Origin of the sequence: Streptomyces bambusae (assembly GCF_019400985.1) — a bacterium.
Lineage (GTDB): Bacteria > Actinomycetota > Actinomycetes > Streptomycetales > Streptomycetaceae > Streptomyces > Streptomyces bambusae_A.
In genome coordinates this window covers 1-2,648 of sequence record NZ_WTFF01000547.1, presented here as the reverse complement: position 1 = coordinate 2,648, position 2,648 = coordinate 1, and the positions used below count along the sequence as shown (strand labels likewise).

The window sequence follows — 2,648 nt, the reverse complement described above, 5'->3', positions numbered from 1 at the left end:
CGCGGCCTAGGTGTTGGATAAGGACCAGGGCCGTGCCCCCGGCCTCCGCCACCGGTGCGGCCGCCCCGCCGCCCCCGGCGCCCGGCCCCGCCGGCGTGGTCGCGGCGGTCGGCTCCCCGGGCACGATCGGCAGTGGCCCGGGGGACTGCGGACCGGGCGGGCAGTGGCCCTGGGACTGCGTGGCGGACTGCGAGAGCAGCGGCCGGTGGCACATCAACACGGGCAACGGCTTCTTCGGCGGGCTGCAGTTCTGGCAGCCGACCTGGGAGGACCACGGTGGCCTGGCGTTCGCGGCCCGGGCCGACCTCGCGACGCGCGAGCAGCAGATCGTGGTGGGTGAGGAGGTCGTGGGCGCGCAGGGATGGCAGGCATGGCCCGTGTGCTCCAGGCGGTACGGGCTGGCGGGGCGGTGGCACGTGGTGCGGCCGGGAGAGACCCTCGCCTCGATCGCGCAGAAGCGGGGGGTGCGGGGCGGCTGGCAGCCGCTGTACGAGGCGAACCGCCCCCTGATCGGCCCGAGCCCGGCCGCCCTGAAACCGGGCACGGCCCTGGCCCTCCCCACACCACCGCCACCGCCTCCGAGACCCAAGCCGAAGCCGAAGCCCGAGCCCAACCCCAAGCCCGAGCCCAAGCCGAAGCCCGAGCCGCAGCTTGAACCCGGGCCCAAGCCCAACCCCAAGCCGCAGCCCGAACCCAACCGCGAGCCCGAATCCAAGCCCGCCCCCGCCCCCGACCCCGCCCCCGACCCGCAGCCTGCGGTGGCGCACCCCGGACCACCCGCGGCGCAGCCCCCGTTCCGGCCCGGACGATGGTGGTGAGCCGGGCGCCGGCGCTGTCCGCCGGACCTCACTCGTCCGTGACTCGTCCGTGACTCGTCCGTGTGGCGCGCCGCGTGTTCCAGGACGGGGGCATGACGGCCGGCCGCCTCGGCGTACGGCAGCTGCCGTACCGCAGCTGCCGTACCGTCCCTGAACGGCCCCGGAACCGCTGGCAGACTCGGGGACATGCTGGAGACCTCCGCACGACTGCTGCGCCTGCTGTCCCTCCTGCAGGCGCGTCGCGAATGGACCGGGGCCGATCTCGCGGAGCGCCTCGGCGTCACCCCGCGCACGGTCCGCAGGGACGTGGAACGGCTGCGGGAACTCGGCTACCCGGTCAACGCCAGCCCCGGCACGGGCGGCGGCTACCAGCTCGGGGCGGGCGCCGAGCTGCCCCCGCTGCTGCTGGACGACGACGAGGCCGTGGCCGTGGCGGTGGGCCTGCGCACGGCCGCCGGCAACGGGGTCGAGGGCATAGGCGAGGCCTCCGTACGGGCGCTCGCCAAGCTGGAGCAGGTGCTGCCGGCCCGGCTGCGGCGCCGGGTGTCCGCCCTCAACGAGTTCACCGTGCCCATGTTGCGCGGCCCGCAGCGCTCCACGGTGGACGCCGCCGTGCTGACCGACCTCGCCGCCGTGTGCCGGGATTCCGAGCGGCTGCGCTTCCTGTACCGCGACCACGAGGGTGCCGGCACGCGCCGGCTCGTCGAACCGCACCGGCTGGTGTGCAGCGAGCGGCGCTGGTACCTGGTCGCCTGGGACGTGGACCGGGCGGCCTGGCGGACCTTCCGCGCCGACCGGATCGAGCCGCGGCCGCCGCACGGTCCGCGCTTCACCCCGCGGACCCCGCCCGCGGAGGACCTCGCCGCGTACGTCTCCCAGGGCGTCTCGCAGCGCGCGTACGCCGCCCAGGCCGTGCTCCGGCTCCATGTGTCCGCCGAGGAGGCGGCCCAGGAGGTCTCGCCGTCGGCCGGAGTGCTGGAGCCGGTGGACGAGCGCTCCTGCCTGCTGCGCACGGGCGCCGCGAGCCTCGACGTGATGCTCGTCCACGTGCTGCTGATGGGCTTCGAGTTCGAGGTGGTCGAGCCGCCCGAACTGCGGGAGCGGATCGGCGCCGCGCGGGACCGGCTGACCCGGGCGCTGCACAGCACCGCTCCGACGGCGGTCGAGGCGACGGTCCGCGAGTAGGCCTCGGCCTGGGCCCGGCGGCGGGCGGGCGACGGCCCGGTGGAGAAAAGGCGGGGGACGGGTGTGCGGGAGACGATGCTCCGTGCCACGGCCCGTCAGATTCCTTGGCGGGCGGCTCCGGAAGGAATTCGGGAAGCGGAATCCGCCGGGTTCCCAAGGGAATTCGAAGAGCTTCCGGACACGGGCGTGTCGCGGCTCGGAAAGGAATGCGGCCGGGTCCGTCCGCGGCCGGCCCGGGCGGCGAGTGACGGTGAAACAGTTGTCGACATTCCGTGACCCAAGCGTGACCCGGCTCGGACTAACGGACGGGCGCCGCGCTGACGCGGCGGTGCGAAACGACGGCCGCGGGCCGGGTCCGGTACCCGGCCCGCGGCCGTCGTTCGCGCGCCCCGGCGGGGATGGTGTGCGTACCGTCCCCGCCGGAGCGGACCGGCTCAGCCGCCGGTGACCGGGCGGGCCGCCGAGGCGCCCCGCGTCCGTACCACGTCCGCGCGCTCGGTGTGGGACGGGCGGCGGCTGCCGCCCGGGGTGACCGGGGTGCGCTCGGAGCGGATCACGTGCGGACGGGCGGCCAGGTGCACGGCGGTCCGGGCGGCCGACGCGATGCCCGCGCTCGCGCCCGAGCCCCCGCCCGCGCCCGAGCCC

2 protein-coding genes and 1 pseudogene are annotated in these 2,648 nt (G+C 76.2%); 2 read left to right on the top strand and 1 reads right to left on the bottom strand.

Annotated features, from left to right (window positions below):
• Both GPJ59_RS39000 and GPJ59_RS35385 read left to right on the top strand, forming a co-directional pair.
• The coding region (locus GPJ59_RS39000; protein WP_258025406.1) for a LysM peptidoglycan-binding domain-containing protein at positions 1 to 818 on the top strand (818 nt) is incomplete at its 5' end.
• Positions 819 to 1,004: 186 nt separating this feature from the next.
• The gene (locus GPJ59_RS35385; RefSeq protein ID WP_219672198.1) at positions 1,005 to 2,003 is read left to right on the top strand and encodes a helix-turn-helix transcriptional regulator; all 999 of its coding nucleotides are present in this window, start codon (positions 1,005 to 1,007) and stop codon (positions 2,001 to 2,003) included.
• Between the two features lie 434 nt (positions 2,004 to 2,437).
• Here the strand turns inward: GPJ59_RS35385 and GPJ59_RS35380 are convergent.
• Positions 2,438 to 2,648, bottom strand: a pseudogene (locus tag GPJ59_RS35380) (phosphatase PAP2 family protein); the annotation flags it as partial.

Coding starts and splice junctions, on each gene's coding strand:
- GPJ59_RS35385 (WP_219672198.1), top strand. CDS start 1,005: ATGCTGGAGACCTCCGCACGACTGCTGCGCCTGCTGTCCCTCCTGCAG.